Here is a 24,241-nt window from a genome sequence, read left to right as displayed (position 1 = left end):
GAAGGTCGACAAGCTGACTGCCCAATTGGCCGATCTGCGTGGCGATATGGAAAATGGGGCAGAGGCCGTCGCGACAAAGGCGGCCAAGCCTGTTTCGCCTCTGGCCCCCGCGCGTTTTCCGGATCTTCCGGTGATCCGGGGCGCGCGCTTTGCGGCGATCGGGGCCGGCATCAAGTATCAGAACCGCAAGGACGTGATGCTGGTGCATCTTGCCCCGGGAACAGTGATGGCCGGGGTCTTTACCCGGTCTTCCACCCGGTCGGGCTGTGTGCGCGACTGTCAGGCCAAGCTGGCGATGAAGGCCCCGGCAGATGCAGGGGCGGCCATCGTGGTGAATTCGGGCAACTCCAACGCCTTTACGGGTGCCGTGGGGGACAAGGCCGTGGCAGAAGTGACTGGCGCTGCCGCTGCGGCCCTTGCCGTGCCTGCAAGCCGGGTGTTTTCGTCATCCACCGGGGTGATCGGCGAGCCGCTGCCCTATGAAAAGATCACGGCTGTCCTGCCTGCGCTGGTGGATGATCTGGCTGAAGAATCGATTCAGATGGCCGCCGAAGCGATCATGACCACCGATACGTTCCCGAAGGGCGCAGCGGCGGTGGTGCAGGGCGATGGGGGTCTGATCCACATTTCGGGTATCGCCAAGGGATCGGGCATGATCGCGCCCGATATGGCGACGATGCTGGTCTATATCTTCACTGATGCGAAGATCAGCGCTGCCAATCTGCAGAAGATGCTGTCACGCAATGTCGATGACACCTTCAACTCCATCACAGTGGACAGTGACACTTCCACCTCGGACACGCTGCTGGTGGCCGCCACCGGCCAAAGCGAAGCTGCCGAAGTGAAGGGTCCCGTGGCCAAGGCGTTCGAAGCGGCGTTGCGCGGCGTGATGATGGATCTTGCGCATCAGGTGATCCGTGACGGCGAAGGCGCCACGAAATTTGTCGAGATCAAGGTCACCGGCGCGGCCAGCCCTGAAGATGCTTACCGGATTGGCAAAGCCATCGCCGATTCGCCGTTGGTGAAAACCGCGCTGGCCGGGCAAGATCCGAACTGGGGCCGAATCGTGGCCGCAATCGGCAAGTCGGGGGCCGAAGCGGATCGTGACCGGCTTCGCATCACCTTTGGCGATCTGGTGGTGGCTCGCAACGGTTGGCGGAACCCGGATTACCGCGAAGAGGATGGCGCGGCCTATTTCCGCCAGTCCGAACTTGTGATCGGTGTTGATCTGGGGCTGGGCAAGGCCACGCGCCGCATCTGGACCTGCGATCTGACCAACCGCTATGTGGAAATCAACGCGGATTATCGGTCGTGAAGATCGTCCTTGTTGCGGCGGTCGCGCTGATTGATGCCGATGGCAGGGTGCTGCTTGCGCAGCGCCCCGAAGGCAAGTCCTTGGCCGGACTGTGGGAATTTCCGGGCGGCAAGGTAGAATCAGGCGAAACGCCCGAAGCCGCCCTGATCCGCGAATTGCAGGAAGAACTGGGGATCGACACCTGGAAAAGCTGTCTGGCACCGCTGACCTTTGCCAGCCACAGCTATGACGACTTCCACCTCTTGATGCCGCTCTTTGCATGCCGCCGCTGGCAGGGCACCGTGACGCCGCGCGAAGGGCAGGGTCTTGCCTGGGTGCGTGCAGACCGGTTGAAGGACTATCCGATGCCCCCGGCTGACGTCCCGCTGATTCCGATGTTGCGCGACTGGCTTTGATCTATTCGAAAGATTTCGCCAACTGCCGCATTCCCGAGCAGATTGTTATTTCTCTGTTTACCATTTTGTCGCAATCTGGACAGGTGAAGTAGCTCGCTGCGAGGGGGAGACAGTATGTTGCGCACGATCACACTGGGAAGCTGCGTTTCGGTACAGGGGCTTGTTGTTGGCAACACGCCTGATGGAAAGCTCATGGTACGGGTCGATGACAAGACCTTTGTCGGCTATCCGGTCACTGTCGGGCGGGCGTGACACGTCCCTTTGGAAATTCCACTGAAGGCAAACAGAAAGGCCGGGCATTTCGCCCGGCCTTGTCTTTTCCGCAGTTTGACCTGCTGGCTGCAGATCAGGCCAGCGTGCGCTGAACTTCCTCGCGCTCGAAGATCTCGATCACGTCGCCCTGACGGATATCTTCGTAGCGTTCGAAGGCCATACCGCATTCCTGACCCGAGATGACTTCCTTCACCTCGTCCTTGAAGCGTTTCAGCGTCTTCAGCGTGCCCTCGTGGATCACCACGTTTTCGCGCAGCAGGCGTACGCCTGCCGAACGGCGTGCCACGCCCTCGGTCACCAGGCAGCCCGCCACCATGCCGACGCCGGTCACCTTGAAGACTTCCTTGATCTGCGCATAACCGATGAAGGTTTCGCGCACTTCCGCCTTCAGCAGGCCCGAAGCGGCGGCCTTGATGTCATCGATCAGGTCATAGATGATCGAATAGTAGCGGATATCCACGCCCTTTTGCTGGGCTGAGCTGCGGGCCGTGGCATTGGCGCGGACGTTGAAGGCGATGATCGGGCAGTTGCTGGCTTCGGCCAGGTTCACATCCGAATCGGTAATCGCGCCAACGCCGTAATGCAGGACACGCACACGCACTTCGGCATTGCCGATCTTTTCCAGCGCCTGAACAATGGCTTCGGCAGAACCCTGAACATCAGCCTTCACCACCACCGGCAGTTCCGCCACGCTCAGATCGGCCTTGGCCTTCGCCATCAGCTGTTCCAGTGTGGTGGCTGCGCCAGCAGCCGCGCGCTTGTCCTTGGCGGCCTTCTCGCGGTAATCCGCGATTTCGCGCGCCTGAGCCTCGGTTTCGACCACGTTCAGCACGTCGCCCGCCTGCGGGGCACCGTTCAGGCCCAGCACTTCGACCGGAACCGACGGGCCAGCTTCGTCCACGCGCTCGCCCTTGTCGTTGATGAGCGCGCGCACCTTGCCCCACTGTTCGCCCACGACAAAGATGTCGCCGCGCTTCAGCGTGCCGTTCTGCACCAGAACCGTCGCCACCGGACCACGGCCCACGTCGAGCTTGGCCTCGATCACCGCCCCGGCCGCAGCGCGGTTCGGGTTGGCTTTCAGTTCCAGAATCTCGGCCTGCAGCGCGATGGCTTCCAGCAGATTCTCAAGCCCCATGCCCGTCTTGGCCGAAACCTCGACATCCTGCACTTCACCCGACATGGCCTCGACGACCACTTCATGTTGCAGCAGGTCGGTGCGCACCTTTTGCGGGTTCGCGCCGGGCTTGTCGCATTTGTTGATCGCGATGATCATCGGCACCTTGGCGGCCTTGGCGTGGTTGATCGCCTCAACCGTCTGCGGCATCACAGCGTCATCCGCAGCCACCACCAGCACCACGATATCCGTCACCTGCGCGCCACGGGCACGCATGCTGGTAAAGGCCGCGTGGCCGGGCGTGTCGAGGAAGCTGATCAGCGCGCCGTTCGGCGTCTTCACCTGATAGGCCCCGATATGCTGGGTAATCCCGCCAGCTTCGCCGGTCACCACATTGGTCTTGCGGATCGCATCCAGAAGCGAGGTCTTGCCGTGGTCCACATGGCCCATGATCGTGACGATCGGCGGGCGCGGCTGCAGGTCTTCTTCCTTGTCCTGAACCGTATCGATGACCTGTTCCACATCCGAGTCGGACACGCGGACGGCACGATGGCCGAATTCCTCGATGATGATCTCGGCGGTATCGGCGTCGATGGCCTGGTTCATGTTGACCAGCATGCCCATCTTCATCAGTGCCTTGACCACATCGGCGGCACGTTCTGCCATCCGGTTGGCCAGTTCCGACACCACGATGGTTTCGGGCAGTTGCACGTCGCGGGCCTGCTTTTCCGGCTTCTGGCCGAAGCCAAGCGCCTTGTTGCGGGCCTTTTCCTGCTTGCGCTTCATGGAGGCGAGCGAACGGGTCCGGCCACCTTCGCCATCCAGCGCGGCGGTCAGGGTCAGCTTGCCTGAACGGCGGCCATCCTCGCCCTTGCCCTTGGCAGTGCGTTCGCGTTCGCGTTCCTCGCGTTCACGGTCGATCTTGCGCGGGCTGGGGCCGCTGGTCGAAGGCGCACCGCCAGCGGCCGGCTTGGGCGCACTGCGGGCTTCTTCGGCAGGTGCCGCTTCCTTGGCCTTGGCAGCCGGCTTGGCCGCTTCGGCAGCTGCGCGGGCCTCTTCCTGCTCGCGCTGAATCTGGGCCCGCGATTTGGTGCCAAGGATATCGGCCTTGCGCTGTGCAGCCGCGGCAACCTTTGCCTCGGCTTCGGCGCGGGCCAGACGTTCCTCTTCCTCGGCCTTGGCCTTCAGCGCAGCCTGACGGGCGCGCTCTTCGGCTTCCTTGGCCTCGATTTCCTCGCGGCGGCGCTGGCGCTCTTCTTCGCGCTGGCGCTCTTCTTCCGCACGGCGTGCGGTGTCTTCGGCCTCACGGGCCTTGGCAGCTTTCAGGGCGGCCAGACGCCGCTCCATTTCGGCATCCGAAATGCCGGCCGGGCGCTTGGACGGGTCGCCCAGATGCGGGGCCGATCCGCCTGCGCCGGCAGCCGTGCCGGGCGCGCCGGGTTTGGGAACCACCACGCGCTTGCGTTTGGTTTCCACCACGACGCTCTTGGTGCGGCCATGGGAGAAGCTCTGCTTCACCTGACCCGGACGCTGACCCGCGCCGCCACCAAGCCCCAGGGGTTTTTTGCCGTCTGTATCGCTCATGCCGTCTTCGTATCCTCTCCGGCGGTCTCGCCGCCGTCCTGCTGGCCAGCTCCACCCCGGAGCCCCGCCAGCCTTGCCGCTTCCTCTACAACACGGTTGCTGAGTCCACCAGCCGCAAGCGCGCCGTGTATGGCACTTTCGCGACCAAAAGCCAAACCGATTTCCTGTGCCGTCAGGCAGCCGATGAATAGCCCGGTCCGCTGGGGCGGGCGCAGCTTTGCCTTGCCGCGTTCCGACCCGTCACTGGCCTGGATCAGCACGGTCGCCGTGCCGTTCACCAGCCAGTCCTTCACCTTCTCGTATCCGGTCACCGCCAGTCCGGCCTTGCGGGCCAGACTGACCAGATCAACCACCCGTCGCGCCAGCAGACCTTCGATCAGGTCGGCCAATTCGGCAGGTGCCGTGACCTTGGCCCGCGCCGCGCGCGAGAACAGGCCTTTTGCCGCCGCCCGGTCCAGGGCTTCGCGGGTGCAGGTCACCCAGAAGCCTCGGCCCGGCAGGCGTTGCAGCACATCCGGCACAACCTCGCCATCCGGCCCCGCGACAAAGCGGATCAGCCCGGCCTTTGGCCCGACCTCGCCCGAAACGATGCATTTCCGTTCCGGGCCATCCTGTTCGTCCTTGCGGCCGCCGCGGGTCATGCCTGAACTTACGCCTCTTCTTCTTCGTCGTCAGTGCCCTCGGCCTGGTCTTCGTCCGACGCCAGTTCCGACGGATCGACCCAGCCCAGCATGACGCGCGCGGTCATGATCATGGTCTGCGCCTCGTCCAGGCTCAGTTCGAACTTTTCAAGGATGCCTTCATCCTTCTTGCGCTGGCCGTTCTCGGTCGTCCAGCCACCGGCCAGTTCCCAATCGGCGCAGGTCGCAAAGTCTTCCAGCGTCTTGATCCCGTCACGGGCCAGCGCCTCGATCATCTGCGGGGTCAGGCCTTCAAAGTTGAACAGGCTGTCATCGACGCCCAGAGCGCGCGCCGCTTCGATGGCCTTGCGGTTCTGTTCTTCGATATAATCGCGGGCACGGGCCTGCAGCTCTTCGGCGGTGCCTTCGTCGAACCCGTCGATCGACAGCAGTTCGTCCTGTTCGACATAGGCCACTTCTTCCAGATTGGTGAAGCCTTCGGCGACCAGCAGTTGTGCCATCATCTCATCAATGTCGAGCGTATCCATGAACAGCTTGGTGCGCTCGGCGAACTCGGCCTGACGGCGGGCCGATTCTTCGGCCTCGGTCATGATGTCGATGTCCAGACCGGTCAGCTGGCTGGCCAGACGGACGTTCTGGCCACGGCGGCCAATTGCCAGTGACAGCTGTTCATCCGGCACCACGACTTCGATCTTGCCGGCCTCTTCGTCGAACACGACTTTCGACACTTCGGCGGGTTGCAGCGCGTTCACCAGGAAGGTGGCGGTATCGGCATTCCACGGAATGATGTCGATCTTTTCGCCCTGCAGTTCGTTCACCACAGCCTGCACGCGCGAGCCGCGCATACCGACGCAGGCGCCGACCGGGTCGATCGAATTGTCAAAGCTGATGACGGCGATCTTGGCGCGCGACCCGGGATCGCGGGCCACGGCCTTGATCTCGATGATGCCATCATAGATTTCCGGCACTTCCATCTTGAACAGTTCGGCCATGAACTGCGGGTCGGTGCGCGACAGGAAGACCTGCGGGCCACGGGTTTCGCGGCGCACATCCTTGATGTAGCAGCGGATGCGATCATTCGGGCGATAGGATTCGCGGCCGATCTTTTCGTTGCGGCGCAGGATGCCTTCGCCCCGGCCGATATCGACGATCAGGTTGCCATATTCCTCGCGCTTCACCACGCCATTGATGATGGTGCCCTTGCGATCCTTGAATTCGTCGAACTGGCGGTCGCGCTCGGCCTCGCGCACCTTCTGCAGGATCACCTGCTTGGCGCTTTGCGCGGCGATACGGCCCAGATCCACCGGCGGCACTTCGTCGATCACCTCGTCGCCGATCTGCGGATCTTTCAGGTAGGATTTGGCCTGCTTGACGGTCAGCTGGGCGTGGTGGTTCTCGAATTCCTCGTCGGTGACCACGGTGCGGATGCGCGCAAAGGTGGCGCGGCCGGTCTTGCGGTCGATCTTCACGCGGATATCAAGCTCCGAGCCGTAACGCGACTTGGCGGCACGGGCGAGGCTTTCTTCCATGGCCTGGATCACCAGGTCGGGGTCGATCATCTTCTCGCGCGCGACCGCTTCGGCGGTTTGCAGCAGTTCCAGCTGGTTCGCAGACGTAATCGCCATGATGTCCTCTTGGCCTGTCAGTGTTTGGTCTGGGGGGTGTCGGGCTCTTCGTCCTCATCCCCTTCGGTTTCTTCGATCTCGTCGAATTTCGATTCGTCGATGACGCCCGATTCCTTGCGTTGGCGCAGAACCTCGGCGATCAGTTCATCGGTCAGCAGCAGCTTGGCATCCGACAGCCAGTCAAAGCGCAGGCCGATGGTCAGGCTTTCGCCGCCCTCCTCGATCTCGATCAGCACCTCGTCGCCCTCGGTGCCCTGCAGCACGCCCTTGAACCGGCGGCGGCCATCGATCAGCTCGGTGGTTTCCAGCCGGGCCTCGTAATCGACCCACATGTCGAAATCCTTCAGGCGGGTCAGCGGACGGTCGATCCCGGGCGAGGAGACTTCGAGGATATAGTTATCCTCGATCGGGTCTTCCACATCCAGCACGGCAGAAATTGCAGTCGAACAGGTGGCACATTCGTCCACTTCGATGCCGCCATCCGGGCGATCGACCATGATCTGCAGCGTGCGCGTCCTTCCGCCCATCAGGCGGATGCGCACCAGTTCAAACCCCAGCCCCTCGATGACGGGGCCGACGATATCGGCGAGTCGCCGGTCGATGGCGGTCTTGGCGATGAGATCGGTCATGCCTTGCTTCCAAAAACAAAAAACGGGCTTACAGGGCCCGTTTGCATCATTCGGTGGGCTTCCGGTTTGGACCCGCAAGCGCCTCTGTTACGTGTCATATAGGCGTGGACCGCCAGAAATGCAAGCGCCTTGGCCGCAGCGGTCAGGCGCCGCGATTGTCGCGCCAGACGCGCCAGTTGAGCGGGGCCGCCAGCGACAGCCAGCCTGCATAGGGCAGGATCAGCACAAAGGCCCAGCCATCAAGGGTCCAGAAGGTCCAGAGCATCCCCAGCACGGCAAAGCACAATGCGGCCATGACCCCCACCGCCAGACCCATGCGCCGCGCGCCAAAGAAGGTCGGGGTCCAAAGCGTGTTCAGCGCGATCTGCAGGGCCCAGAATCCCATCGCATGGCTGTTGCCGGGCAGCACGGCCACCCGCGCGGCTGCAAGGCTTGACAGAATGTAGATCCCTGTCCAGGCGACCGGAAACATCCAGTTCTTCGGGCGCCAATCGGGTTTGACCAGACCTTCATACCAGTCGCCCGGCTTGAACATCCAGCCGGTCAGCCCGGCGGCCAGACTGGCGCCAAGAAACAGCCCCGCAAGGCCCCAGTCGATTGCCATGTCAACGATCCTTCAAAAGCGGGCGCAGCCCGTCCATCACATGCACCAGCTCGGCCGAGATTCCGGGTTCTGACAGGGCATGGCCCGCCATGCCCACCATGCGCAGATCGCAGCGCCGCCAGCCGCGCGCCAATTCCCATGCGGCCAGTGGCGGACAGATCATGTCAAACCGGCCCTGCACGACGCTGGCCCCCAGATGTTCGATGCGGGCCCGTTCGCGCAGGATCCAGCGATCACATTCCAGAAAGACGCTGTTCTGGAAATAGTGGTTCTCCAGCCGGGCAAAGGCGCGGGCATAGTCGGGTGGGCTGTCGTAACTGGTGCCGTCAGAACTGACCGAGGCCAGCGCATTTTCCCATTGCGCCCAAAGCCGGGCAAAGCGCATCTCTTCCACCATGTTGCCGGAAAACAGCCGCCGATGGTAGGCCGCGACCAGATCGTCGCGTTCGCCTGCGGGAATCGGGTCGATGAAGCGTTGCCAGAGTTCGGGGAAAAACGCCCCCGCGCCGCCGCCATAGAACCAGTCCAGCTCGGCCCGGCTGCCCAGGAACACGCCGCGCAGCACCAGATGGCGCACGCGTTCGGGATGGGTGATCGCATAGATCAGCGCCAGCGTGGCCCCCCAGCTGCCGCCGAACAGCACGAAACGGTCAATCCCCAGCAGATCGCGGATCACCTCGATATCTGCCACCAGATGCCATGTCGTATTCTCGATGACGCTGGCATTGGGGCGCGACCGGCCACAGCCGCGCTGATCAAACAGAATGACGCGATAGGTTTCCGGGTCGAAATAACGACGCATCGCCGGGCTGCAGCCGCCGCCCGGACCGCCATGTACCACCAGCACTGGAATGCCATCCGGCCTGCCACACTGTTCGACATAGACCCGGTGGCCATCGCCCATATCGATCATACGCTGGTCAAATGGCTCGACCGGCGGGTAAAGATATTCGACTGCGCGCTTTTGGCCTGATCTGTGATCCATGGCCATATTATATAACGTAGGAATGACATGCTGCCAGCGAAACCGGAGATGCCCATGACCACAACCATTGATGCCGCCGAGGTCGCCAAGTTCGAAGCCATGGCCGCCGAATGGTGGGATCCGAAGGGCAAGTTCAAACCGCTGCATGAAATGAACCCCTGTCGGCTGCATTACATCACCACCCAGATCGCCGCCGAGTTTGACCGCAATCTGACGCAATCCGGTGTTTTCAAGGGGTTGCGTATCCTTGATATCGGCTGTGGCGGGGGCCTTTTGTCTGAACCGATGGCCCGGCTGGGGGCCGATGTCGTCGGGGCCGATGCGGCGGCGCGCAACATTCCGGTGGCGAAACTGCATGCCGAGCAATCTGGTCTGACCATCGATTACCGGCATACCACTGCGGAAGATCTGGCAGCAGCGGGTGAACGTTTCGACGTCGTCCTGAACATGGAGGTGGTCGAGCATGTGGCCGATCCGCTGGCCTATCTGACCGCCTGCCAGACGCTGCTGAAACCCGGCGGGCTGATGATCTGTTCTACTCTGAACCGCAATGCGAAAAGCTTTGCCATGGCGATTGTCGGCGCAGAATGGGTGATGCGCTGGCTGCCCAAGGGCACGCATGACTGGAAGAAATTCATCACCCCTGACGAGCTGTACGACCTGATCCGTCGTGCCGGGCTGGAGCCGGTGGATCGCAAGGGCATGGTGTTCAACCCGGTCAGCTGGAGTTGGAGCCTTTCGCCCCGTGATCTGTCAGTGAATTATGTCACCGCGAGCGTGAAGCGGTGATCTTCTGGTCAACCTGGGTTCTGGTGGCGGGGCTGGGCGGCACGGCGCTGCAGGTGCAGTTTCCGCGTGCGCCGCTGGTCACCGTCGGATTTGCCATGGTTCTGTTGGCAGTCGCGGCGGTGCGGGTCTGGACTGGCGCGGGCTGGCCTGCGCTTGGCGCAGTGATCCTTGCGCTTTTGGTGTGGTATCTGCCCCTGACCCCGCGCGCGGATCGTGACTGGGCCCCCGATGTGGCAAAGATCGTGCGCGGGGAAATGGTAGGCGATCAGGTGACATTGCACAATGTCCGCGCCTTCCGCTGGCACTCGGCCACCGAGGCCGAGGAGATCTGGCAAACCCGGCGCTATGACCTGTCACAACTGACCGGGGCCGATATGCTGACTTCGGTCTGGGGCAATCCGAAAATCGCGCATCTTGTGGTCAGTTTCGGCTTCGTCGATGGGCAGCGCGTGGTGTTTTCCGTTGAAATCCGCCGCGAACGGGACGAGGCGTTCAGTTCCATCGGCGGGTTCTTTCGGCAGTTCGAACTGGCGCTGATCGCGGCCGACGAATCCGACATCATCCGCCTGCGCACCAATCACCGGGCCGAGGATGTGCGGCTTTATCCGCTGCGCCTGACACCGGATCAACTGCGCGCGGTGTTCCTGCGCTATGTCGAGCTGGGCAATGATCTGAACGCGCAGCCACGCTGGTACAACACCGTGACCGCAAATTGCACCAGCGTCGTCTGGGGGCTGGTGCGGGTGCTGGACCCCGATCTGCCATTGAACCGCGCGCTGTTGCTGTCGGGGCTGTTGCCCGATTGGCTTTATCGTTTGGGTGTGCTGGCCGATACCGGCGATCTGGCCGCGATCAAGGCGCGTGCCGCAATTTCGGCCCGCGCCCTTGCATTGCCCGATGCGGCCGATTTCTCGGCCGCGATCCGGGCACCGGCGTCAGACCCCCTCAGATGACCGCGCCCAAAGATTGATGTCTTCTTCGGCTGCGATGCGGTCGATTTCGGCCAGTTCGGCGGTGGTGAATTCAAGATTTCCCACCGCCCCCGCGCAATCCACCACCTGTTCGGGCCGCGATGCGCCGATCAACGCACTGGTGATCCCGCCGCCGCGCAGCACCCAGGCAATCGCCATCTGGGCCAATGTCTGGCCGCGTGCCTGCGCGATGGCATCCAACGCGCGCACGCTTTCGATCGCCCGGGGGGTGATGGTGTCAGGCGCCAGGCTTTTGCCCTGCGCGGCCCGGCTGCCTTGTGGAATGCCACCCAGATATTTCCGGGTCAGGATCCCTTGTGCCAGCGGGGTAAAGGCAATCGACCCGACGCCAAGTTCGGCCAGCGTCTCTTTCAGCCCGTCGCGTTCAACCCAGCGGTTCAGCAGGTTATAGCTGGGCTGATGGATCAAGAGCGGGGTGCCCATCTGCCGCAGAATGGCCACCGCTTCGCGGGTGCGGGCGGTACTATAGCTGGAAATCCCGATATAGAGCGCCCGGCCTGACCGCACGATGTGATCCAGCGCGCCCATGGTTTCTTCCAGCGGCGTTTCGGGGTCAAAGCGGTGCGAATAGAAGATGTCAACGTAATCCAGCCCCATCCGCTTCAGGCTCTGGTCACAAGAGGCGATCACGTATTTGCGGCTTCCCCATTCGCCGTAGGGGCCGGGCCACATGTCATACCCGGCCTTGGAACTGATGATGAGCTCGTCTCGCAGGCCCGCGAAATCCTGCTTCAGGATCTGGCCAAAGGCCTCTTCGGCGCTGCCGAAGGGGGGGCCGTAATTGTTGGCCAGATCGAAATGCGTGATGCCATGGTCAAAGGCGGCCTGACAGATCGCGCGTTTGGTGGCATGGGGCGTATCTTCACCGAAATTGTGCCACAGGCCAAGGCTGACCGCAGGCAGTTTCAGCCCCGACCGACCGCAGGGACGATAGACCATCCGTTCGTAACGGTCGTCAGCAGGAACATAGCGTTTGGGAAAATTGGGCATGGCAGTCTCCTCTTGCCGCTTGTGATAGCGCAAACAAGACAGATGGCAAAGCCCTGCGCCTTGCCCTCTTTTCCCCGCAGCAAAACCCGCTACCCTGCGCGCATCATGCTGCGCATCACCGACACCATCACCATTGCCGATTGGGAGCTGACCGAAAGCTTCTCGCGCTCGTCCGGGCCGGGGGGACAGAATGTGAACAAGGTGGAAACCGCCGTTGAGTTGCGGTTCGAGGCGGAACGGTCCCCCCATCTGTCCCCGGCGGTCAAGGCCCGGTTGAAGCGGCTGGCTGGGCGGCGCTGGACGCTGGAAGGGGCAATTGTCATCCGGGCCGAGGAAACCCGAAGTCAGGCCCGCAATCGCGCGTTGGCCGAAGAACGGCTGACGGAACTGATCCGTCAGGCACTGGTCGCCCCCAAAAGGCGGATCGCGACGAAACCCACATGGGGTAGCCAGCAGCGCCGGCTGGAAGGCAAGGCGCAGCGCGGCGAAGTCAAGGCCCTGCGCGGACGCGTCGATGAGGATTGACCCGCGGCGCCGCACCCGCGCAAGCGGTGCTGGTCAGACCTGCACCTCTTGCGCCTGCTGATCACCCACGCCGAAAACCCGCTTGTAGCGTGCCACCTGATCAGCCGGGCCCATCGCCTTGTTCGGATTGTCCGACAGCTTGACCGTCGGGCGGCCATTGGCGCGGATGGCCTTGCAGACTAGGCTGAAGGGTGCCAGCCGGTCACCGGCCAGCCCCCGGAAATCATTGGTCAGCATTGTGCCCCAACCGAATGACACCTTTACCCGCCCGGCGAATTGCTGGTGCAACTCCTCGATCTTGTCCACGTCCAGCCCGTCCGAGAAGATGACCAGCTTGTCGCGCGGGTCTTCGCCGTGATCGCGCCACCAGCGGATCGCGGTTTCCGCCCCCTGCGCGGGATCGCCACTGTCGATGCGGATACCGGTCCAGGTGGACAGCCAGTCGGGCGCGTTGCGCAAGAAACCTTCCGTGCCATAGGTATCGGGCAGGATGATGCGCAGATTGCCGTCATGTTCCTCGTGCCAGTCAGCCAGCACCTTGTAGGGGGCCTGCGCCAGTTCGGCATCGCTGTCGGCCAGCGCGGCATAGACCATGGGCAGCTCATGGGCATTGGTGCCGATGGCCTCGATATCGCGGCGCATGGCGATACGGCAGTTCGATGTACCGATGAAGGCCTGGCCCAGCCCTGCCTGCAGCGCCTGCACGCACCAGTCCTGCCACAGAAATCCGTGGCGGCGTCTTGTGCCGAAATCGGCGATCTTCAACCCGTCGATCCGGCGCAGCCGTTCGATCTTTTCCCAGACCCGCGTCATCGCCCGGGCGTAAAGCACCTGCAGTTCAAACTTGCCCATGCCCTTCAGCACGGCGCGTGACCGCAATTCCATCAGGATGGTCAGGGCCGGAATTTCCCACAGCATGACCTCGGGCCACTGGCCTTCGAAGGTCAGCTCATACTGGCCGTCATGCTTTTCCAGATGATAGGCGGGCAGGCGCAGGCCTTCGAACCATTCCATGAAATCGCTGCGGAACATCTGGCGTTTGCCATAAAAGGTGTTGCCGCGCAGCCATGTGCTTTCGCCGCGCGACAGGCTGAGTCCGCGGGCGTGATCCAGATGTTCGCGCAGTTCGCCTTCGTCGATCAGATCGGCCAGACGAACCCGCGTGCTGCGGTTGATCAGGCTGAAGGTGACTGTCGTTTCCGGCTTGTTGCGGAAAATTGACTGACACATCAATAGTTTGTAAAAATCGGTATCAATCAGCGAGCGGACGATCGGGTCGATCTTCCAGTTGTGGTTGTGTACCCTTGTGGCGATGTCGACCATCCCGTCCCTCCCTGTTGCCTATTCTCTAGGACAGAAGGGGGGGAAAGGTCAAAAGCCGTCGCAACTTCGGCAAGGCTTTCGGCCTGGGCCGCGATCAGATCGTACAGTTCGGCGCGGATGATCGGCTTGGTCAGAACACCATCCATTCCGGCCTGCCGGAAGGCCTCCAGATGCTCGTCTGACGAATAGGCTGTCAGGGCGTAGATCGGGCAATGCCGCAAACCTTGTGTGGCTTCATGGGCGCGGATTGCGCGTGTGGCCTCCATCCCGTCCATTTCCGGCATCGACACATCCATCAGCACAAGATCGGGCGGATCGGCACGATAGCGTTCAACGGCAATCGCCCCGTTTTCGGCAGGCACGATGCTGGCAACCGCAGGTTCCAGCAAACGGGTTGCGATCATCATGTTGGTGCGGTTGTCCTCGGCCAGCAGCAGGCGCAGCGTGGTTTTCGGGCAGGGCGCCCGGGCAGTGGCCGATTGTGCCAAAGCCCTGCTGCGGGGCAGGCGCAGGGTCACGGTGAAAACGGAACCCTGTCCTTCCACGCTGTTCAGCGTAATGTCCCCCCCCATGTGGCGGGCAATCAGGCGCGAAATGGTCAGGCCCAGCCCGGTGCCACCAAACCGGCGCGAAATGCTGCTGTCAGCCTGCGAGAAACTGTCGAACACACGATCCAGCCGGTCGGGGGCAACACCGATTCCGGTATCCGCAATGTCCAATGTGACCTGATCGGCATCGGGTTCGGTGCTGCGGGTCAATCTGACCGTGATCGCCCCCTGTTCGGTGAACTTGATCGCATTGCCGACAAGGTTCAGCACAATCTGACGCAATCGACCGGCATCCCCAAGATGCATCGGCCAATCGCGCGGCAAATCGGCGATCAGGTTCAGCCCCTTCTTGTTGATCGCGGGGCGCATCAGATCCAGCACGCTGTCAATACAGTCTGCGATGGCGAAGGGGTCGCGCAGCAGATCGGCATGCCCGGCCTGAAGCTTTGACAGATCCAGCACATCATTGATGATCGTGGTCAGCGCCTGACCGGAGTCGATGATGGTGCGCACCAGGCCGCGTTGCTCGCCATCCAGTGTTGTATCCGACAGCAATTCCGCCACACCAATCACCCCATTCAGCGGGGTGCGGATTTCGTGGCTCATGGTGGCAAGGAAATCCGATTTCGCCTTGGCCGCCGCCTCGGCTTCGCGCCGCGCTTGGGCCAGTTCGGCGGCATGGCGTTTGGCTTCCGTGATGTCACGCTCCACCGCGATGAACACATCGGCTGTGCCATCGGGCCGCAGCACGGGTGTCATCGAAATATCCATCCACAGCAGGCTGCCATCCTTGCGCCGGTTTTCCAGTTCCAGCCGCAAAGGCTCGCATCGCTGTTGTGCTTCGGTCAGCAAGGCCACACCTTTGGCAGATGTGGCAGGGCTGTTGAGAAGTTCGCTTGCCTGTCTGCCGACGGCCTCATCGAAACTGTAACCGGTGATGGTGGTGAAGGCTTCGTTCACCCATTCGATACGTCCGTCCGGGCTTTTGAAGATCACACTGTCGCGCGCATGCCGGGCCACAAGCGCCAGCCGTTCGGAGCGTCGCGCCGTTTCGGCCAGCGCGGTCTGGGAGGCGCGCAGCGCCGCGCGTTCTTCCAGCAGGGCGGCCTCGAACCGGGTGCGTTCACGATTGCCCTTTTCCACCGCCTGAATGAAGGTCACCGATGTATAGGCAAGGATCAGCAGCGCCAGCAGCAGGAACAGACCGTTCATGCCCAGAGCGGCCGGGTTCAGGATCATCTCGCCCAGCATCCACGAGGACCCGATACCGAAAATCATCAGCCTGAGGCGACCGCCCTCGGGAAAGTGCCGCCGCACCAGACCGGCATTCACCACAGCAGACATCATGAATACCGCTGCAAAGACCCTGGCTTCGGTGATCGGGATGAAATGCCAGCACAGCCAGACACAGCCGGTGATTGTCAGCGATTGGAACCCTGCGGTCAGTGTGGCGATCCGGCGGAGCCGCTGCGGCACCTCGTCGTCGCGGCGGGCCTGGATGGCGCGCAGGCAAAGGCAATCCACCGCTTCGCCGGCCAATGCCAAGGCCAATGCGGCCCAACCCATCCAGGCCTCGCCCAACAGGCCGATGACGAGCGATCCGACCAGTGTCATTCCCTGACGCAGGGCAAAACTGGCCACGCGCGCCCGCGCATAGCGCAGGAAAAGCCCGGAAGGACCGTTGCGCCGAATGAAATCAGCCTCTGTCGTGCCGCTGATGACCATCATCCCTGCCAGTCTGTTCAGGCCCAGACTATGAGGCAAGGGTTAATGCTTGGTTCAGATCAACGTGATCCCGGCCGCGCGCATTTGATCAAGTGCCGCTTGCAGCGATCCGTTCAGATCGATTGCCCGGCAGGCATTCAGGCGCACGGTTACTGCAAAGCCCAGCCGTGCCGCATCCAATGCCGAATAGGCGACACAAAAATCCGTCGCCAGCCCGACCAGAACCAGATCGGTCACCTCGCGTGTGCGCAGGTAACCCTCCAGCCCGGTTGGCGTGCTGCGGTCATTCTCGAAAAACGCGGAATAGCTGTCGATCGCGGGGCGGAACCCCTTGCGGATCACCAGATCGGCGGCGTCGCAGTCAAGCCCCGGATGAAAGGCCGCGCCTTGGCTGCCCTGCACGCAATGCACCGGCCACAGAACCTGCGGACCATAGGGCATGTGTGTCACCGAAAATGGCGCGGCATCACCGTGATTGGCGGCAAAGCTGGCATGATCGGCGGGGTGCCAGTCTTGTGTCAGCACCCGGACCGGATAGTGCCGCAGCAGGGCATTGACCTCGGGCAGGATCGCATCGCCATCGGCCACGGCCAGCGCCCCCCCGGGGCAGAAATCGTTCTGCACATCAATCACGATCAGCGCTTCGGTCATGGGCAGCCTCCTTGCTTGGCCCTATCAGAGCCCGGTCTGAGGCGTTGCGTCAATGCTGCGCTTGCATTTCTGGTCTGTCCGCGCCAAATGCCCCCCATGATCACCATCGCCGCGCTTTATCACTTCACCCGTTTTTCCGATCCCGCCGCCCTGCGCCCGGGCCTTCAGACGCTGGCCGAGACCGAAGGGGTCAAAGGCTCGCTCCTGCTGGCGCAGGAAGGGATCAATGGCACGATCGCCGGGTCGCGCAGTGGCATAGATGCAATGCTGGCGGCAATCCGTGCCCTGCCGGGATGTGCCGATCTGATCCACAAGGAAAGCCATGCAGCCGCGATGCCCTTCGGCAGAATGAAGGTAAAGCTGAAGCGCGAAATCGTGACCATGGGGCAGCCGGATATCGACCCGCTGGCCCGTGTCGGCCACTATGTCGAACCTGCCGACTGGAACGCGCTGATCAGCGCGCCGGATGTGGCGGTGATCGATACCCGCAATGATTACGAGGTGGGAATTGGCACCTTTCAGGGGGCCATCGACCCTGGCACCCGCAGCTTCCGCGATTTTCCTGCTTGGTGGGAAGCCAATCGTGACCGGTTTCACAACAAGCGCATTGCCATGTTCTGCACTGGCGGCATCCGCTGTGAAAAATCGACAAACTATCTGCTGGGGCAGGGTGTGGACGCGGTGTACCACCTGCAGGGGGGCATCCTGAAATACCTGGAAGAGGTGCCTGAAACCGAAAGCCTGTGGCAAGGCCAGTGCTATGTCTTTGACCAGCGGGTCAGCGTCGGGCACGGTTTGGTGCCTGGCGATTACGACAGCTGCCATGCCTGCCGTCGCCCGGTTTCTGCCGAAGACAAGCGCCACCCCGCCTGGGAGGAAGGCGTGCAATGCCCGCATTGCGTGGACGAATATTCGGCAGAGGATCGCGCTCGTTTCCGGGAACGGATGCGGCAGATGGCCTTGGCCGAGCAGCGGGGCACCCGCCATCTGGGCGGCTAGGGGGCCGCGCCCAGACTGATTTCCACAGCGCGGGCATAGGTCATCGCAGGATCGAACCGGCCTTCGCGCAGGAACAGGATGGTCTGGGCGATGACCTCGGGGTTCAGCATCATGAAGGTATGGGTCACCGGCAGCGTGATGTGGGCCTTCATGCCAGCCACCTTGGTGGACAGGACAGATACCTTGCCATCATCCGGGCCTTCGATGATCGCCGAATAGACCGGGTTCAGCGACCGGTTGCCCGCGATCACCCCCAATTCGAATTCTGGCAGCGGCAGCGCCCGCGGCACCGATTCCGGGGCTGTGCCCAGTTGCACGCCGGCGGGGCCATTCAGCCATTCAAAGGCACCGATCTGCCCGAAGGTATCCACCAGTTCCGACCCCCGGTTCGGCGGGGCCAGCATCACCACCCGGCCTTGTTGGTCCAGCCGGTTTTCCGACAGCCAGACCCGAACCAGAATTCCGCCCATCGAATGGGTCACGAAATGCACCTTGCCCGACTCGCATTGCGCCACAGCCCGGCCCACCTGCGGTGCAAGGCTGCGGATCGGTGCCTTGGTCGATGGATAGCCTTCGTTCACCACCTGATAGCCCTGTGCCTGCAAGGCGGCTTCCATGGCCAGAAGTGACGTCTCGCTGCGCGCAAGGCCATGCAGCAAAACCACGCAATCCGCCGCTGCGGGGGTGGCCATCAGGATCAGCAATGCAAGCAGGCGCAACATGCCGCCATCCTTGCATGGCACAAGGCGGTGGACAATCGCGACCTGTCAGGGCAGCCTTGTCGAATGAAGATCCCGTGCCCCCGTCTTGCCGCCCGTGCGCTTATCTTGCACGAAAATCGACTATTGCTGGTCAATGCCTATGGCGGCGGGCGGTCCGATCTGTGGTGCGCGCCCGGGGGCGGTGTGGAACGCGGCAGTTCCTTGCCCGACAATCTGATCCGCGAGGTGCATGAGGAAACCGGCCTGACCGTCACTGTCGGTGCGCCGGTTCTCGTGAACGAATTTCACGATCCGAGGGGCAGCTTTCATCAGGTGGATATCTATTTCCGCTGTGCCATCATTGCGGGACGCCTCGACCCAGAGTGGCGCGATCCCGAAGGCATCGTGACCGAACGGCGCTTTTTCACCCGGGCCGAGATGGCAACGATCCGGTTCAAGCCCGACAGCCTGCCAGAGGCCGCCTGGGGCAATGGCATGCTTTACGATGCGCTGGAGCCGATCGTGAGATGAGCCGCGCTTTCGTCAAGGAAGATACACCCGATCTGGCCCCGCTGCCCGATCTGCCGGTGTCACCCCATCCAAATCTGGTCACGCCGCGCGGGCTGCAGGCCTTGCGCGACCGACTGGCCGCAGCACAGGCCCGGCTGGCGGACCTGCGCGCGCGGTCAGACCGGTTGGACAAATTGCCCGAGGCTGCGGCCGAACGGGATATCCGCTATCTGGAGGCAAGGCTGAAATCCGCGATCCTTGTCGATCCGCGTGCCCATTCCGGCAATGTGGTAGCGTTTGGCCATCGCGTGACTGTAGAAGATGATCAGGGCCGCCGGACGGTTTGGGAGATCACAGGAGAGGATGAGGCCGATGCCCATCTGCACCGGATCGCGCCGCAATCGCCGCTGGCCCGGGCGTTGACGGGTGCCGAACTGGGCGATCTGGTGACATGGCAACGGCCCGCAGGCGCGACCGAGTTGGAAATTCTGGCAATCGAGGTCCCTGATGATACGTGACCTGACCCGCGCCGATCTTGGTTCCGTGGCCGCGCTCTTTGCGGCGGCTGCCGACTACACCCGGCTGGAGCGTGGTGAAATCACCGATCCCGTGGCTCTGGCCGAAGAGTTTTTTGCCGATGCCCCGCCCGGTATCGACCCGGCCAGCAGCCTGCGGTTGGGCGTCTTTGCCGGGGCGCGGCTGGTGGGCAAGGCCGATGTGGCCTTTGGCTATCCCGGCGCGCAGGACGCCTATATCGGGCTCATGATCTTTGATCCGCTTGCGCGCGGGGCTGGTCTTGGGGCTGGCCTGCTGCGCGAGATCGAATCCCGCGCCCGGGTCCGGGGGGCGACCCGGCTGCTGATTGCCGCGCTGGAGGCCAATGAAAAGGGCCGGGCGTTCTGGCAGCGCGAAGGGTTCCTGCCCGAACAGGTCTTTCCAGACCGAGAGTACGGCGCGGCCCGCCATACCGTGCATCGCATGGTAAAGTCACTGATCTAGATACGCGCATCCTTTGGGAGATTTGTGTACCTGTCTCGCACTGCTTCCACTTAAGTGCGAGACAGACGCGCAGATCAGAGAAAAGATGCGGTCGATTCGCATCTGGTCCATGCCCAGCCACAGGGGGCCAAGGCCAGTCTGTCGCCCTTGAATACGGCCCCGGCCTGCGGGCCGTCCAGGGCGGTCACGCCGTCCACCCGCGCCTGTGCCACCTTGTCCGACAGGTTGAACAGACACAGCACCGATCCGGTGGCATCGTCGCGCCGGAAGCCCAACAAGGGTTCCGGCAGATCGAAGAATGTGCTGCGACCTGAAACCAGAGCCGTGCCTTTGCGCCAGCCCAGCAATTTGCGATAGCAGGCCAGCACCGATCCCGGGGCTTCTTGCGCGGCCACATTGCTGGCCAGTTGCGGCGGCTTCACCGGAAGCCAGGGTGTGCCGCTGGTAAATCCGCCTTGTGGCGATCCGTCCCAGACCATCGGCGTGCGGCATCCGTCGCGACCCTTGTAATCGGGCCAGAACTTGAAGCCGGGCGGATCGGTCAGTTCGTGATATTCGATATCGGTTTCGGTCTGCCCCAGTTCTTCGCCCTGATACAGGCAGATCGATCCTTCCAGCGCCAGCAACAGCGCCGCCGACAGTTTCGCCACATCATCCTGAGCGCCGAATTTTTCCCAGCGGGTGACATGGCGGATCACATCATGGTTGGAAAAGGCCCACATCGGCCAGCCCTGCGGTGCGGCCTTGAAAAACCCCTCGACCCGGCTGCGGAAATGGCCCGCCGTGAATTTGGGCCCCAGCATGTCAAAGCTGTAGGCCATGTGCAGGCGGCGACCGCTGGTATATTCCTCCATGATCCGCAGCGCGCGGCGCGGGCCTTCGCCCACCTCGCCGACCATGGTACGGGCATCAAATTCATCCAGCAGCTCCCGCATCCGCTCCAGAAAGGGCAGGTTTTCGGGCCGGCATTTGGAATATTCGTGATCCTGCATGTCATAGGGGTTCACGGCGGGGGTATTGTCTTCGCGCGGTTCCGGCCCGTTGTCGCGCAGCAGCGCATCGTGGAAATAGTAGTTGACGGTGTCGAGCCGGAACCCGTCCACGCCACGTTCCAGCCAGAAGCGCATGGTGCCCAGCAGGTAATCCTGCACCTCTGGGTTGTGGAAATTGAAGTCGGGCTGGCTGGTCAGGAAATTGTGCAGGTAATATTGCCGCCGCCGGGTATCCCATTCCCATGCGCTGCCGCCAAAGACCGAAATCCAGTTCGAGGGCGGCGATCCGTCGGGTTTCGGGTCGGCCCAGACATACCAGTCGGCCTTGGGGTTGGTGCGGTTGGCGCGGCTTTGGACAAAGGCCGGATGACGGTCGGATGAATGGCTGATCACCTGATCAATGATGACCTTAAGCCCCAGATCATGTGCCCGCGCCACCAGCGCATCGAAATCGGCCAGCGTGCCGAACAGCGGATCAATGTCGCAATAATCGCTGACATCATAACCCATGTCGGCCATCGGGCTGGTGAAGACCGGCGAAAGCCAGATCGCATCCACGCCCAGACCCGCCACATGATCCAGACGGGCGGTGATGCCCTTCAGATCGCCGATGCCGTCGCCATCACTGTCCTGAAACGACCGGGGATAGATCTGATAGACCACCGCGCCACGCCACCATTCCGTCATGCCATCCTCCCGACCGTTTGGCGCAGCCTGCCATGACTTGCGGCAGGTGCAAGCGGAATTTGAAAGCGCTTTGGATTTTGCCCATCGGTGCAGCTTTCGTCACCGGACGTGATTGTTTCCCACACAAAATGCTGATTGACCCTGCCGGGCCATAGGCGCACCTTCGCCCCCAAAGCCGGAGCGCGCCATGTCCAGATCGCTGTTTACCCCCATCTTGATCGCAGGCTGTTTCATCCTGCTGATCAACTTTGCCCTGCGCGCCAGTTTCGGGATGTTCCAGATCCCCATCGCCACCGAATTCGGCTGGCCGCGTGCCGAGTTTTCGCTGGCCATTGCCATCCAGAACCTTGCCTGGGGGATCGGACAGCCGCTGTTTGGCGCCGTTGCGGAACGCTTTGGCGACCGGCGTGCGATCATTCTGGGGGCCATCCTGTATGCGCTGGGGCTGGTGCTGTCGTCGATGGCCGTGACACCGGTGCAGATGCAGCTTTACGAAGTTCTGGTGGGCTTTGGCATTGCCGGCACCGGTTTTGGCGTGGTGCTGGCCGTGGTGGGGCGGGCCGCCTCGGCGGAAAACCGGTCCATCGCGCTGGGCATTGCCACGGCTGCCGGTTCGGCGGGGCAGGTGGTCGGGGCACCACTGGCCGAAGGTTTGATGCAGGTCTTTCCCTGGCAGACCGTCTTTCTGATCTTTGCCGCCATCATCCTGTCCAGCCTGCTGGCCTTGCCTTTCCTGCGTTCGCCGCAGGTGGCAACGCGGCAGGAACTGGAGGAAAGCCTGGGCCATGTGCTGAAGCGGGCCTTCACCGATCCGTCCTACATCATGATCTTTCTGGGCTTCTTCAGCTGCGGCTATCAGTTGGCCTTCATCACGGCGCATTTCCCGGCTTTCGTGACGGAAATGTGCGGCCCGATCGATCCCAATGGTCCGCTGGCGGCAATCGGGATTGAAACGACCTCGGCGCTTGGGGCGGCGGCCATTGCGGTCATCGGGCTCGCCAATATCGCGGGCACGATCTATGCGGGGGTTCTGGGCAAGCGCTATACCAAGAAATACCTGCTGGCGGGCATCTACACGGCGCGCACCATCGTTGCGGCCCTGTTCATCCTGCTGCCGATGACCCCGACGACCGTGCTGCTGTTTTCGCTGGCCATGGGGTCGCTATGGCTTGCCACCGTGCCGCTGACCTCGGGGCTGGTCGCGCATATCTACGGGCTGCGCTATATGGGTACGCTCTATGGCTTTGTCTTCCTGTCGCACCAGATCGGCGGCTTCCTGGGCGTCTGGCTGGGTGGCAAGATGTATGACATTACAGGCGATTACACGCTGGTCTGGTGGATCGGTGTCGGTGTCGGGGCCTTTTCGGCGCTGGTGCATCTGCCGATCCGCGAGGCACCCTGGGCGGCCAAGGCGGCCTGACATGAAAACCGGAATTGCCTGCCTGTTCGCAGGCTATGTGCTGAGCCAGTTCTATCGCGCCTTTCTGGCGGTGCTGAGCCCGGTCCTGGCCAGTGATCTGGGCACGACAGCCGAAGATCTGGCCGATGCCTCGGGCCTGTGGTTCATCGTCTTTGCGGCCATGCAGGTGCCGGTTGGTGCGGCGCTGGACCGGATCGGCCCGCGCCGCACGGCGGCAGCCTTGTTGCTGGTCGGGGCGGTGGGGGCAGCGGTCTTTGCCACCGCGACTGCGCCGTTGCAAATCAAGATCGCCATGGCGCTGATCGGGGTGGGCTGCTCGCCGGTGCTGATGTCGGGCTATTACATCTTTGCCCGCAGCTATTCGCCCGCCGTCTTTGGCACCTTGGCCGGGGCCATGGTCGGCGTGGGCAATCTGGGCAATATTGGATCGTCGCTGCCCCTGTCGCTGGCGGTCGAGGTCTTTGGCTGGCGCGGCACGGTCTGGGGGCTGGCTGTGCTGACCGCTGCAATCGCGGGGCTGGTCGTGGCCTTCCTGCGCGATCCGCCCCGGGTTCAGGTGCAGGCTGACGGGTCGTTGTTCGATCTGCTGGCGATGCGCAGCCTGTGGCCGGTCTTTGTGATGATGGCCCTGTGCTATGCGCCGGTGGCCGCCCTGCGCGGGCTGTGGGTCGGGCCCTATTACACCGATGTCTTTGGCGCGACGGCCGATGAAATCGGGCAAGTGACCCTGATGATGGGGATGGCCATGGTGTTGGGCAGTTTCGCCTATGGCCCGCTGGAGCGCCTGCTGGGCACCCGCAAATGGCTTGTGCTGGGCGGGAACCTGATTGCCCTGGCGGCGCTGATCGGCCTTTGGCTTTGGCCATTGGCGGGGGGCTGGGTGACCCTGGGCCTGTTGATCCTGTTCGGTTTCGCGGGCACCTCCTTTCCGATGGTCATTGCCCATGGCCGCGCCTTCCTGCCTGCGCATCTGACGGGGCGGGGCGTCACTCTGCTCAATCTTTTCGGGATCGGGTCTGTGGGGCTGGCGCAATTCGCCACCGGGCGTTTGTCGGGCCGTATTGCCCAGCCCCCCGCCGAGGCGCCCTATCTGGCGATCTTTCTGTTCTTCATCATCGCGCTGGCCATCGGACTGGCGATCTATGCGCTGTCCGAAGACCGCACCGATTGAAAGGGCTTTCGCCTGTCCGCCGATCGACTTAGGGTCGCGGCTGGCTGAAACCCT

The 24,241-nt window shown here is 62.7% G+C and carries 24 protein-coding genes; 12 read left to right on the top strand and 12 right to left on the bottom strand.

Features of this window, described 5'->3' with window-relative positions:
- Window positions 1-46 precede the first annotated feature (46 nt).
- The 3 genes from argJ (at window position 47) to V6590_RS10720 (ending at window position 1,962) form a co-directional block, all read left to right on the top strand.
- Window positions 47-1,315 carry a bifunctional glutamate N-acetyltransferase/amino-acid acetyltransferase ArgJ gene (argJ, locus tag V6590_RS10730; protein ID WP_434063253.1) on the top strand — a complete coding sequence of 423 codons (1,269 nt, stop codon included), beginning with the start codon at window positions 47-49 and terminating at the stop codon, window positions 1,313-1,315.
- The gene (gene mutT / locus V6590_RS10725; RefSeq protein ID WP_335422745.1) at window positions 1,312-1,710 is read left to right on the top strand and encodes an 8-oxo-dGTP diphosphatase MutT; all 399 of its coding nucleotides are present in this window, start codon (window positions 1,312-1,314) and stop codon (window positions 1,708-1,710) included. Before argJ ends, mutT begins: the two co-directional genes overlap by 4 nt.
- Window positions 1,711-1,824: 114 nt before the next feature.
- On the top strand, window positions 1,825-1,962 hold the full coding sequence (locus V6590_RS10720) for a hypothetical protein (RefSeq protein WP_335422743.1): 138 nt from the start codon (window positions 1,825-1,827) through the stop codon (window positions 1,960-1,962).
- Window positions 1,963-2,056: 94 nt separating this feature from the next.
- Here V6590_RS10720 and infB read toward each other — a convergent pair whose 3' ends face one another.
- The 6 genes from infB to pip all read right to left on the bottom strand — a co-directional run bounded on the left by infB (window position 2,057) and on the right by pip (window position 9,165).
- Complete coding sequence (gene infB / locus V6590_RS10715; RefSeq protein ID WP_335422741.1) at window positions 2,057-4,681, bottom strand: translation initiation factor IF-2; 2,625 nt, start codon at window positions 4,679-4,681, stop codon at window positions 2,057-2,059.
- The gene (locus tag V6590_RS10710) at window positions 4,678-5,322 is read right to left on the bottom strand and encodes an RNA-binding protein (RefSeq protein ID WP_335422739.1); all 645 of its coding nucleotides are present in this window, start codon (window positions 5,320-5,322) and stop codon (window positions 4,678-4,680) included. Before V6590_RS10710 ends, infB begins: the two co-directional genes overlap by 4 nt.
- 8 nt (window positions 5,323-5,330) lie before the next feature.
- Window positions 5,331-6,947, bottom strand: coding sequence for a transcription termination factor NusA (gene nusA / locus V6590_RS10705; RefSeq protein ID WP_335422738.1), 1,617 nt, complete (start codon window positions 6,945-6,947; stop codon window positions 5,331-5,333).
- A 17-nt stretch (window positions 6,948-6,964) separates the two neighbouring features.
- Window positions 6,965-7,576: a ribosome maturation factor RimP gene (gene rimP, locus V6590_RS10700; RefSeq protein ID WP_335422736.1), complete on the bottom strand. Its 612-nt coding sequence runs from the start codon at window positions 7,574-7,576 to the stop codon at window positions 6,965-6,967.
- A gap of 142 nt (window positions 7,577-7,718) precedes the next feature.
- On the bottom strand, window positions 7,719-8,180 hold the full coding sequence (locus tag V6590_RS10695; protein WP_335422733.1) for a TspO/MBR family protein: 462 nt from the start codon (window positions 8,178-8,180) through the stop codon (window positions 7,719-7,721).
- Between the two features lies 1 nt (window position 8,181).
- Complete coding sequence (gene pip, locus V6590_RS10690) at window positions 8,182-9,165, bottom strand: prolyl aminopeptidase (RefSeq protein WP_335422731.1); 984 nt, start codon at window positions 9,163-9,165, stop codon at window positions 8,182-8,184.
- Between the two features lie 48 nt (window positions 9,166-9,213).
- Here pip and ubiG point away from each other — a divergent pair, with 48 nt between their 5' ends.
- A complete protein-coding gene (ubiG, locus tag V6590_RS10685; RefSeq protein WP_335422729.1) occupies window positions 9,214-9,954 on the top strand; it encodes a bifunctional 2-polyprenyl-6-hydroxyphenol methylase/3-demethylubiquinol 3-O-methyltransferase UbiG in 741 nt (246 codons plus the stop codon).
- The gene (locus tag V6590_RS10680) at window positions 9,951-10,907 is read left to right on the top strand and encodes an Lnb N-terminal periplasmic domain-containing protein (protein ID WP_335422728.1); all 957 of its coding nucleotides are present in this window, start codon (window positions 9,951-9,953) and stop codon (window positions 10,905-10,907) included. Before ubiG ends, V6590_RS10680 begins: the two co-directional genes overlap by 4 nt.
- Here the strand turns inward: V6590_RS10680 and mgrA are convergent.
- Window positions 10,890-11,936, bottom strand: coding sequence for an L-glyceraldehyde 3-phosphate reductase (gene mgrA / locus V6590_RS10675; RefSeq protein ID WP_335422725.1), 1,047 nt, complete (start codon window positions 11,934-11,936; stop codon window positions 10,890-10,892). The two genes, V6590_RS10680 and mgrA, sit on opposite strands and share 18 nt — an antisense overlap.
- Window positions 11,937-12,041: 105 nt before the next feature.
- Here mgrA and arfB point away from each other — a divergent pair, with 105 nt between their 5' ends.
- Window positions 12,042-12,461, top strand: a complete 420-nt coding sequence (arfB, locus tag V6590_RS10670; protein WP_335422723.1) for an alternative ribosome rescue aminoacyl-tRNA hydrolase ArfB — start codon at window positions 12,042-12,044, stop codon at window positions 12,459-12,461.
- Window positions 12,462-12,494: 33 nt separating this feature from the next.
- Here arfB and pncB read toward each other — a convergent pair whose 3' ends face one another.
- From pncB to pncA, 3 genes are read right to left on the bottom strand one after another with little or no spacing between them, the layout of a single operon-like run.
- Window positions 12,495-13,784 carry a nicotinate phosphoribosyltransferase gene (pncB, locus tag V6590_RS10665; RefSeq protein WP_335422721.1) on the bottom strand — a complete coding sequence of 430 codons (1,290 nt, stop codon included), beginning with the start codon at window positions 13,782-13,784 and terminating at the stop codon, window positions 12,495-12,497.
- Window positions 13,718-16,060: a hybrid sensor histidine kinase/response regulator gene (locus V6590_RS10660; RefSeq protein WP_335422720.1), complete on the bottom strand. Its 2,343-nt coding sequence runs from the start codon at window positions 16,058-16,060 to the stop codon at window positions 13,718-13,720. Before V6590_RS10660 ends, pncB begins: the two co-directional genes overlap by 67 nt.
- 51 nt (window positions 16,061-16,111) lie before the next feature.
- The gene (gene pncA / locus V6590_RS10655) at window positions 16,112-16,708 is read right to left on the bottom strand and encodes a bifunctional nicotinamidase/pyrazinamidase (protein ID WP_335422718.1); all 597 of its coding nucleotides are present in this window, start codon (window positions 16,706-16,708) and stop codon (window positions 16,112-16,114) included.
- A gap of 96 nt (window positions 16,709-16,804) precedes the next feature.
- Here pncA and trhO point away from each other — a divergent pair, with 96 nt between their 5' ends.
- Window positions 16,805-17,707 carry an oxygen-dependent tRNA uridine(34) hydroxylase TrhO gene (gene trhO, locus V6590_RS10650; RefSeq protein ID WP_335422951.1) on the top strand — a complete coding sequence of 301 codons (903 nt, stop codon included), beginning with the start codon at window positions 16,805-16,807 and terminating at the stop codon, window positions 17,705-17,707.
- On the opposite strand, the gene V6590_RS10645 is transcribed toward trhO, so the two are convergent.
- Window positions 17,704-18,429: an esterase/lipase family protein gene (locus V6590_RS10645; RefSeq protein WP_335422716.1), complete on the bottom strand. Its 726-nt coding sequence runs from the start codon at window positions 18,427-18,429 to the stop codon at window positions 17,704-17,706. The genes trhO and V6590_RS10645 overlap by 4 nt on opposite strands.
- Window positions 18,430-18,492: 63 nt before the next feature.
- On the opposite strand from V6590_RS10645, the gene V6590_RS10640 reads away from it, so the two are divergent.
- The 3 genes from V6590_RS10640 to V6590_RS10630 are packed head-to-tail and all read left to right on the top strand — an operon-like array spanning window position 18,493 to window position 19,917.
- A complete protein-coding gene (locus V6590_RS10640; protein WP_335422715.1) occupies window positions 18,493-18,939 on the top strand; it encodes an NUDIX domain-containing protein in 447 nt (148 codons plus the stop codon).
- A complete protein-coding gene (locus tag V6590_RS10635; protein WP_335422712.1) occupies window positions 18,936-19,436 on the top strand; it encodes a GreA/GreB family elongation factor in 501 nt (166 codons plus the stop codon). Before V6590_RS10640 ends, V6590_RS10635 begins: the two co-directional genes overlap by 4 nt.
- Window positions 19,426-19,917, top strand: a complete 492-nt coding sequence (locus tag V6590_RS10630; RefSeq protein WP_335422710.1) for a GNAT family N-acetyltransferase — start codon at window positions 19,426-19,428, stop codon at window positions 19,915-19,917. Before V6590_RS10635 ends, V6590_RS10630 begins: the two co-directional genes overlap by 11 nt.
- Window positions 19,918-19,991: 74 nt before the next feature.
- Here the strand turns inward: V6590_RS10630 and V6590_RS10625 are convergent, their stop codons facing one another.
- Window positions 19,992-21,596: an alpha-amylase family glycosyl hydrolase gene (locus V6590_RS10625; protein ID WP_335422708.1), complete on the bottom strand. Its 1,605-nt coding sequence runs from the start codon at window positions 21,594-21,596 to the stop codon at window positions 19,992-19,994.
- A 187-nt stretch (window positions 21,597-21,783) separates the two neighbouring features.
- On the opposite strand from V6590_RS10625, the gene V6590_RS10620 reads away from it, so the two are divergent.
- Both V6590_RS10620 and V6590_RS10615 read left to right on the top strand, forming a co-directional pair.
- The gene (locus V6590_RS10620) at window positions 21,784-23,016 is read left to right on the top strand and encodes an MFS transporter (RefSeq protein ID WP_335422706.1); all 1,233 of its coding nucleotides are present in this window, start codon (window positions 21,784-21,786) and stop codon (window positions 23,014-23,016) included.
- 1 nt (window position 23,017) lies between these two features.
- Window positions 23,018-24,187, top strand: coding sequence for an MFS transporter (locus tag V6590_RS10615; RefSeq protein ID WP_335422704.1), 1,170 nt, complete (start codon window positions 23,018-23,020; stop codon window positions 24,185-24,187).
- Window positions 24,188-24,241: the final 54 nt, after the last annotated feature.

It is taken from the genome of Gemmobacter denitrificans, from assembly GCF_036964905.1.
Classification (GTDB): Bacteria; Pseudomonadota; Alphaproteobacteria; order Rhodobacterales; family Rhodobacteraceae; genus Gemmobacter; species Gemmobacter denitrificans.
The sequence above is the reverse complement of the archived record's forward strand: the minus strand, read 5'-3'. Positions and strand labels throughout refer to the sequence as shown.

Excerpts from the sequence above, each read along its gene's own strand:
- argJ (WP_434063253.1), top strand. The coding sequence starts at position 47 with ATGGAAAATGGGGCAGAGGCCGTCGCGACAAAGGCGGCCAAGCCTGTT.
- V6590_RS10720 (WP_335422743.1), top strand. The coding sequence starts at position 1,825 with ATGTTGCGCACGATCACACTGGGAAGCTGCGTTTCGGTACAGGGGCTT.
- infB (WP_335422741.1), bottom strand. The coding sequence starts at position 4,681 with ATGAGCGATACAGACGGCAAAAAACCCCTGGGGCTTGGTGGCGGCGCG.
- V6590_RS10710 (WP_335422739.1), bottom strand. The coding sequence starts at position 5,322 with ATGACCCGCGGCGGCCGCAAGGACGAACAGGATGGCCCGGAACGGAAA.
- nusA (WP_335422738.1), bottom strand. The coding sequence starts at position 6,947 with ATGGCGATTACGTCTGCGAACCAGCTGGAACTGCTGCAAACCGCCGAA.
- rimP (WP_335422736.1), bottom strand. The coding sequence starts at position 7,576 with ATGACCGATCTCATCGCCAAGACCGCCATCGACCGGCGACTCGCCGAT.
- V6590_RS10695 (WP_335422733.1), bottom strand. The coding sequence starts at position 8,180 with ATGGCAATCGACTGGGGCCTTGCGGGGCTGTTTCTTGGCGCCAGTCTG.
- pip (WP_335422731.1), bottom strand. The coding sequence starts at position 9,165 with ATGGATCACAGATCAGGCCAAAAGCGCGCAGTCGAATATCTTTACCCG.
- ubiG (WP_335422729.1), top strand. The coding sequence starts at position 9,214 with ATGCCCATGACCACAACCATTGATGCCGCCGAGGTCGCCAAGTTCGAA.
- mgrA (WP_335422725.1), bottom strand. The coding sequence starts at position 11,936 with ATGCCCAATTTTCCCAAACGCTATGTTCCTGCTGACGACCGTTACGAA.
- arfB (WP_335422723.1), top strand. The coding sequence starts at position 12,042 with ATGCTGCGCATCACCGACACCATCACCATTGCCGATTGGGAGCTGACC.
- pncB (WP_335422721.1), bottom strand. The coding sequence starts at position 13,784 with ATGGTCGACATCGCCACAAGGGTACACAACCACAACTGGAAGATCGAC.
- V6590_RS10660 (WP_335422720.1), bottom strand. The coding sequence starts at position 16,060 with ATGATGGTCATCAGCGGCACGACAGAGGCTGATTTCATTCGGCGCAAC.
- pncA (WP_335422718.1), bottom strand. The coding sequence starts at position 16,708 with ATGACCGAAGCGCTGATCGTGATTGATGTGCAGAACGATTTCTGCCCC.
- trhO (WP_335422951.1), top strand. The coding sequence starts at position 16,805 with ATGATCACCATCGCCGCGCTTTATCACTTCACCCGTTTTTCCGATCCC.
- V6590_RS10645 (WP_335422716.1), bottom strand. The coding sequence starts at position 18,429 with ATGTTGCGCCTGCTTGCATTGCTGATCCTGATGGCCACCCCCGCAGCG.
- V6590_RS10640 (WP_335422715.1), top strand. The coding sequence starts at position 18,493 with ATGAAGATCCCGTGCCCCCGTCTTGCCGCCCGTGCGCTTATCTTGCAC.
- V6590_RS10635 (WP_335422712.1), top strand. The coding sequence starts at position 18,936 with ATGAGCCGCGCTTTCGTCAAGGAAGATACACCCGATCTGGCCCCGCTG.
- V6590_RS10630 (WP_335422710.1), top strand. The coding sequence starts at position 19,426 with ATGATACGTGACCTGACCCGCGCCGATCTTGGTTCCGTGGCCGCGCTC.
- V6590_RS10625 (WP_335422708.1), bottom strand. The coding sequence starts at position 21,596 with ATGACGGAATGGTGGCGTGGCGCGGTGGTCTATCAGATCTATCCCCGG.
- V6590_RS10620 (WP_335422706.1), top strand. The coding sequence starts at position 21,784 with ATGTCCAGATCGCTGTTTACCCCCATCTTGATCGCAGGCTGTTTCATC.
- V6590_RS10615 (WP_335422704.1), top strand. The coding sequence starts at position 23,018 with ATGAAAACCGGAATTGCCTGCCTGTTCGCAGGCTATGTGCTGAGCCAG.